Here is a 6556-nt window from a genome sequence, read left to right as displayed (position 1 = left end):
CGCTCTACCGACTGAGCTATTGGAGAATCTGATGCGCATTTTAGGCAGGAAAACAAAGACCGTCAATCAATTCCTGTAAAGAAATGAATCATTTGCTTTTTTAATATGCATCTTAGACCTAAAAATAAAAAAATCACCCATGAAGGGTGATTTTTTAAGCTGGAAATAAAAAATTATTTCTCAACACCAGCAGGTTGACCAGCATATTTCGCGTTTGCGTAATCCCAGTTCACCAGGCTTTCTAGGAAAGTAGAGATGTATTTAGGACGAGCGTTACGGTAGTCGATGTAGTAAGCGTGTTCCCAAACATCGATTGTCAACACAGCAATTTTACCGTGTGCCATTGGAGTGTCAGCATTTGAAGTTTTAAGGATAGACAGGTTACCGTTTACTTCATCAGCAACTAACCAAGCCCAACCTGAACCGAACTGAGTTGCAGCAGCAGTTGCGAACTCTTCAGCGAATTTTTCGTAAGAACCGAAAGCTTCGTCAATTTTTGCAGCCAAAGCGCCAGTTGCTTTACCGCCACCGTTTTTAGTCAAGCAGTTCCAGTAGAATGTGTGGTTCCATACTTGTGCAGCGTTGTTAAATACACCTGCTTTAGATGAATCACCAGCAGTTGCTTTGATGATTTCTTCTAGAGTTTTGCCTTCAAGCTCAGTACCAGCGATCAGGTTGTTCAGGTTAACCACATAAGTATTGTGGTGTTTGTCGTGGTGGTATTCTAAAGTTTCTTTGCTGATGTGTGGAGCAAGAGCGTCGTAGTCGTATGGTAATGGTGGTAAAGTAATGGTTGTCATGTTTTCAATTCCTTGCATTTTGCTGGGTTTTGACAATAAGTGGCGTTATTGTAATAGATTCTTAGGCAAAAATGGGACTGTGTATAAATAACAATACAGAATAAAGCCTGAAAATTTAAAGATAAAGCCACTCATCTACTTGCCAATCGAAATTAAATCGGATTGTTTAATTCGAAATAACTATACTCAATATTAAATTGTTCTGAAATAGCTTTAGCCAGACGTTGTACACCATATTTTTCAGTGGCGTGGTGGCCGCAGGCATAATAATGCACATCCAGTTCCTGAGCATCATAAAAAGTACGCTCACTGACTTCGCCAGAAATATAAGCATCACAGTCTTGTGCCGCTGCTTTATGAATATAATCCTGTGCACCACCAGTACAGAAACCGACTTTTTGAATCAGGCTTTTTTCGGCAGGTAAATGCAACGCATCATAGCCCAGTCTTTCTGATACATAGGCCTTGAATCCTTCTGGCGTCATGGCCTGTTTTAAATAACCAATATTCCCAATTGGACGGCGCTCACTCGGATCAAGCTGTTCCAAGTTTTCCAGTTCCAGCAGGTCTGCAATCGCAATATTGTTTCCCAGAGTTGGATGGCTATCTAAAGGCAGGTGATAACCAACAAGCGAAATATCATTTTGGATCAGGCTTTTAATTCGTTTACCACGCATCCCGGTAATCGGGTAGGCTTCACCTTTCCAGAAATAACCATGGTGAACCAATAGTAAATCAGCACCTTGTTCAATCGCAGCTTCGATCGCAGTTTGGGAGGCAGTAACGGCACATAAAATTTTATTGACTTCAGCGCGGCCTTCGATCTGTAAGCCATTTGGTGCATAGTCCTTAAATTCGGAAGATGCCAAAGTCTGATCGCACCAGCGGATAATATCGTTTAAATTCGCCATAAAATTCCTGTCAGTTTATGAACTTGCCAATTCTTATTCATATGTCCAATTGTAACTAAAGCAGCACAAATCTCTGTGGATTTTTTTGTGTTTAGTTATGTATTTGGCATTACAATAGGATACAAATTACTTAGTCATCAACGAATTAAAATATTTTAGAGGATAGCAAAGTGCGCCGTACCTTTACATGGTTACCTTGGGTGTTACTGATTTTAGTCATTATCGGTTTTTTGGGGTGGCAGCAGCTGCAGAAACCTAAATCACCGATTGCGCCGGATGGCGTAAAAATGCCTGCTGAAAAAGTAGAACCGTTGATCGATACTTCGCGTTCTGGAGGCGTTGTCTCCTATAGTGCCGCAGTGAAAGTCGCAGCACCTGCGGTGGTAAATATCTTTACCACACAAAAAGTAAAACAGCAGGCGCATCCTTTACTGACAGATCCAGTCTTCCGTGAATTTTTCGGTGATCAGTTACCAGACCAGTTTGGTCAAAGTCCAAATGAAAACAGTTTAGGTTCAGGCGTGATAGTTCGTCCTGATGGTTATATCCTGACCAATAATCACGTGATTGCACAAGCAGACCAGATTGTAGTGGCCTTGCATGATGGACGTCGTGCCGAAGCCAAAGTCGTGGGTACAGACCCGGATACGGATTTGGCTGTAATCAAGATCGAACTTGAACAATTACCAGTTTTGCCATTTAAGCTGAGTGGCAATGAAGTCGGTGATGTTGTTCTGGCTATTGGTAACCCGTTTGGTGTCGGTCAAACCGTGACTCAGGGGATTATTTCTGCGACAGGCCGTTCTGATCTGGGCATCAATACCTATGAAGACTTTATTCAGACAGATGCTGCAATTAATCCGGGCAACTCGGGTGGTGCATTGATTGATGTTGCCGGTAACCTGATCGGGGTGAATACAGCAATCTTCTCGCAAACAGGTGGCTCACTGGGGATTGGTTTTGCGATTCCCGCTAAAATTTGTCAACAGGTGATGAATGCAATCCTGAAAGATGGCCGTGTCGTTCGTGGCTGGCTGGGTATCAGTCTGTTGCCGACTGAACGTAATGATGTACTGCAACCTAAAGAATCAGGTGTAGTGGTCGCTGAAGTGCTGGAAAATGGACCAGCAGCAAAAGCTGGCATCCAGCGTGGTGATAAAATTATCAAAGTAAATAATGAAGTGATTACTTCTGCCTCACATCTGATTAATTTTGTCGCTTTACAGGCACCAAACAGTACCGTTCAGATTGAAGTAGAGCGCGCTGGAAAAACCATGACACTGGATGTGGTGATTAGTGAACGTAAAACGCAAAGCAGTTCTTCACAATATATTCCTTTACCAGGTCAGTAATTTTTTCTAAGAAAATCCCTCCATGTGAGGGATTTTTTTATGCACGATTGATTTAATTAGATACAAAACAAAAATATTTTATGTGAATTAAATCATTTAACTTCATTAAATAAAAATCAAAAAGAGTAAAGAACAATGAGTTTTATGACTGCAGATCAGGCCAAAATTTTATCGGACGTGGCCAATTTAAATATTGAAATGTATAAGCCTCGCTTGGCTCAATTGATTGAAGATAATGCCCGACTGGGCAATACCGCTGTGCTAACAGTGTTTCCAAAACATTTGCCTTTAGAAGAGATCCGTGGTCTTTCGGCAGAATTGACTGAACTGGGCTATAACGTGCGCTTTGAGGTGCAGGAATTTTATTATAGCTTTAATGTCTATTGGTTATAGTTTTATCAATTGTTCAAAAATAGTCCTATTCAGGCATGTATTTTGCTGCACTCATCTCATAGCGAAACTATGAGAATTTTATGTCTTTATTTATTTATCCTGCAGCACGGGCCGATGCGCCTTATATAGTGCTTTCTTCTGGTTTAGGTGGACATGCAAGTTTCTGGAATCCACAAATTGAGGTTTTGCAGCAAGATTTTCATGTGGTGACCTATGATCAGGAAGGTTGTCATGCGGATTCTGAACTCTTGCCAACGCCTTATTCCGTAGATCATATGGCTCGGCAGATTCTGGATTTATTGATCAATGAGGATATTTGCGAGTTTCATTTTATTGGACATGCCCTAGGCGGACATATTGGCATGCAACTGGCGACCTGTCAGACGGAAAAGGGTGTGAAGTTACTTAGCCTGACCATGTTGAATGCCTGGGGGGAACTGGATTCACATACCCAAAAATGTTTTCAGGCAAGGACTTCTTTATTGCTGAATAGCGGGACTGAGGCCTATGTGCGGGCACAGGCTTTATTTCTGTATCCACCGCAATGGATCTCTACACATATTGAACAGTTGACTGATGCAGAAAATAAGCAGCTCCTTGACTTTCCACCGATTCAAAATGTCTTGGCACGTATACAGGCAGTACAAGCTTTTCAACTAGAAGAAGTGCATCGGCAGGCACTCAAAAATGTTCCTGTACATCTGATTGCCAATCGGGATGACTTTCTGGTGCCATATCAATGTTCACAAAAATTGCAGCAGTTATTGCCACATAGCCGGTTTAACCTGCTCGAAACGGGAGCACATGCTTCTACGGTGACTGAAACTGCCCTGATCAACCAAAACATACTGCATTATTTAAAATCAGCCTGATATTTTCAGCCAATAAATCTGTTTATTTAAGTCAGACCCTGGGTCTGACTTTTTATTTTTTCTAATGAATCATTTCTATGGTATGAGCAGGAATTTTACTGCGAATTTATACAGGGCTTGCACACGCATGAATTTATATAAATGCACTTGAATGAAACATAGTGAGCAAAATTGACTCATGTTTGAAAACAGTTATTTTACTAAAAATTCAAAAAATAAAATATTAAGTATTTGATAAATAATTAATAAAAATATTTGGCACACGGTTTGCAATGTTTATCTTGTAAATAAGATTCCCGTAGCGGAACCAGGATTTTGAATAAGTGTTAAAAAATAATGAGGTGTGAAAATGAAAATAGGTGTCTTCTGTCCAATTGGAAACAACGGTTGGTTACTCTCTGAAAATGCACCACAATATATGCCGACTTTTGAGTTAAACAAACAAATCGTACAGCGTGCTGAGCACTATGGTTTCGATTTCGCACTTTCCATGATCAAGCTGCGTGGCTTTGGTGGCAAGACCGAATTCTGGGAACATAACCTGGAAACTTTCACCCTGATGGCCGGTCTTGCTGCTGTTACCAGCAAAATTCAAATTTATGCAACAGCTGCAACTCTAGTCATGCCACCTGCAATTGTAGCGCGCATGGCATCTACCATTGATTCTATTTCCAATGGCCGTTTCGGTCTGAATGTGGTAACCGGCTGGCAGCCACCGGAATATACCCAGATGGGTATGTGGCCGGGCAATGAGTATTTTGGTAAGCGCTATGAATACCTATCTGAATACGTACAAATCCTGCGTGAGCTTTGGACAACCGGAAAATCAGACTTTAAAGGCGAACATTTCCAGATGGAAGACTGCCGTGTTAGCCCGCGCCCGCAAGCCGATATGAAAATCATCTGTGCAGGTCAGTCTGATGCAGGTTTAGAGTTTTCTGCACAATATGCCGACTACAACTTCGTATTTGGTAAAGGCCTGAATACTCCAACAGCTTATGCAGAAATTAATGACCGTCTAAAAGAAAAAACAGATGTGACTGGCCGTGATGTACAGACTTATGTGCTGTTTATGGTGATTGCAGCTGAGACCGATGAAGAAGCGCAAGCAAAATGGCAGCACTATAACGATGGTGCCGACATGGAAGCGATTAACTGGTTGATGAATCAGGGTGGGAAAGACACGACTTCTGGTGCAGATACCAATATCCGTCAAATGGCGTCTAGCGTATCTCCTGTAAATATCAATATGGGGACTCTGGTCGGTTCTTATAAAAATGTGGCACGAATGTTGGATGAAATTGGCGAAATCAAAGGCACTGAAGGTGTGCTGCTGACTTTTGATGATTTCGTTCAGGGTGTCGAAGATTTTGGTCAGAAAATCCAGCCATTGATGAAATGTCGTGAGCATATTGTGATTGAGGGCGAAGCACCGGTTCTGGAGAAAAGCGCATGAGTGAATCAGTAGTTACCGCTGGGTTTACTGAAAAACTCGGCACCGGAAGAACCCTAAAGGCTGAACCTGAAGCAATTTGTCTTGCACCTGAACAGACTGCGCTGATTGTGATCGACATGCAGAATGCCTATACCTCACAGGGGGGCTATCTGGATCTGGCGGGCTTTGATGTCTCGAAAACCAAGCCAGTGGTTGAAAATATTAAAAAGGCAGTTGATGCAGCGCATGCAGCCGGTATTCAGGTGATTTATTTCAAAAATGGCTGGGATACAGAATATAAGGAAGCGGGTGGAACCGATTCTCCAAATTTCCATAAATCAAATGCCCTAAAGACCATGCGTAAACGTCCTGAATTACAAGGGAAATTATTAGCAAAAGGCGGTTGGGATTTTGAACTGATTGATGAGTTAAAGCCATTGCCACAGGACCTGGTCATTGAAAAGCCACGTTATAGCGGTTTCTTTAATACCGCACTAGACAGCATGTTGCGTGTCCGCGGCATTCGCAATCTGGTTTTTGTCGGAATTGCCACCAATGTCTGCGTGGAATCGACCCTGCGTGATGGTTTCTTTCTGGAATATTTCGGCGTGGTGCTGGCGGATGCCTGCCATCAAGCCGGTCCAGTCGAGGCCCATGAAGCCAGTCTGTACAACATCAAGACCTTCTTTGGCTGGGTATCCGATACCGCAAATTTTGTCGATACCTTTCAAAAAGAAAGTGAGTCACTAAAAGAAACTAAATTAGCTGTAAGCGTATAAAGAATTAAAGATCA

7 protein-coding genes are annotated in these 6556 nt (G+C 42.1%); 5 read left to right on the top strand and 2 right to left on the bottom strand.

Features of this window, described 5'->3' with window-relative positions:
* Positions 1 to 173 precede the first annotated feature (173 nt).
* The gene (locus RJ01_RS03540) at positions 174 to 800 is read right to left on the bottom strand and encodes a superoxide dismutase (RefSeq protein WP_004782758.1); all 627 of its coding nucleotides are present in this window, start codon (positions 798 to 800) and stop codon (positions 174 to 176) included.
* Between the two features lie 152 nt (positions 801 to 952).
* Positions 953 to 1711 (bottom strand): Nif3-like dinuclear metal center hexameric protein, encoded by a 759-nt coding sequence (locus tag RJ01_RS03535; protein ID WP_034170060.1) that lies wholly within the window; start codon positions 1709 to 1711, stop codon positions 953 to 955.
* 170 nt (positions 1712 to 1881) lie between these two features.
* Between RJ01_RS03535 and RJ01_RS03530 the strand changes: the two genes are divergently transcribed.
* The 5 genes from RJ01_RS03530 (at position 1882) to rutB (ending at position 6542) form a co-directional block, all read left to right on the top strand.
* The gene (locus tag RJ01_RS03530; RefSeq protein WP_004782756.1) at positions 1882 to 3063 is read left to right on the top strand and encodes a S1C family serine protease; all 1182 of its coding nucleotides are present in this window, start codon (positions 1882 to 1884) and stop codon (positions 3061 to 3063) included.
* Between the two features lie 135 nt (positions 3064 to 3198).
* Positions 3199 to 3456 (top strand): hypothetical protein, encoded by a 258-nt coding sequence (locus RJ01_RS03525; protein WP_005234869.1) that lies wholly within the window; start codon positions 3199 to 3201, stop codon positions 3454 to 3456.
* A gap of 80 nt (positions 3457 to 3536) precedes the next feature.
* Entirely contained in the window at positions 3537 to 4328 is a 792-nt protein-coding gene (rutD, locus tag RJ01_RS03520; protein WP_034170059.1) for a pyrimidine utilization protein D, read from the top strand.
* A gap of 349 nt (positions 4329 to 4677) precedes the next feature.
* Positions 4678 to 5784 (top strand): pyrimidine utilization protein A, encoded by a 1107-nt coding sequence (gene rutA, locus RJ01_RS03515; protein ID WP_034170058.1) that lies wholly within the window; start codon positions 4678 to 4680, stop codon positions 5782 to 5784.
* Positions 5781 to 6542 (top strand): pyrimidine utilization protein B, encoded by a 762-nt coding sequence (rutB, locus tag RJ01_RS03510; protein ID WP_034170057.1) that lies wholly within the window; start codon positions 5781 to 5783, stop codon positions 6540 to 6542. Before rutA ends, rutB begins: the two co-directional genes overlap by 4 nt.
* The last annotated feature ends 14 nt before the right edge of the window (positions 6543 to 6556 follow it).

The organism is Acinetobacter sp. YZS-X1-1, assembly GCF_000804305.1.
In the GTDB taxonomy this organism is placed as follows: Bacteria; Pseudomonadota; Gammaproteobacteria; order Pseudomonadales; family Moraxellaceae; genus Acinetobacter; species Acinetobacter variabilis.
Note: the sequence above shows the minus strand (reverse complement) of the source record. Positions and strands in the feature narration are given on the sequence as shown.

What these genes read in the sequence shown, in the direction of transcription:
- RJ01_RS03540 (WP_004782758.1), bottom strand. Translation starts at nt 800, where the DNA reads ATGACAACCATTACTTTACCACCATTACCATACGACTACGACGCTCTT.
- rutD (WP_034170059.1), top strand. Translation starts at nt 3,537, where the DNA reads ATGTCTTTATTTATTTATCCTGCAGCACGGGCCGATGCGCCTTATATA.
- rutB (WP_034170057.1), top strand. Translation starts at nt 5,781, where the DNA reads ATGAGTGAATCAGTAGTTACCGCTGGGTTTACTGAAAAACTCGGCACC.
- rutA (WP_034170058.1), top strand. Translation starts at nt 4,678, where the DNA reads ATGAAAATAGGTGTCTTCTGTCCAATTGGAAACAACGGTTGGTTACTC.
- RJ01_RS03535 (WP_034170060.1), bottom strand. Translation starts at nt 1,711, where the DNA reads ATGGCGAATTTAAACGATATTATCCGCTGGTGCGATCAGACTTTGGCA.
- RJ01_RS03525 (WP_005234869.1), top strand. Translation starts at nt 3,199, where the DNA reads ATGAGTTTTATGACTGCAGATCAGGCCAAAATTTTATCGGACGTGGCC.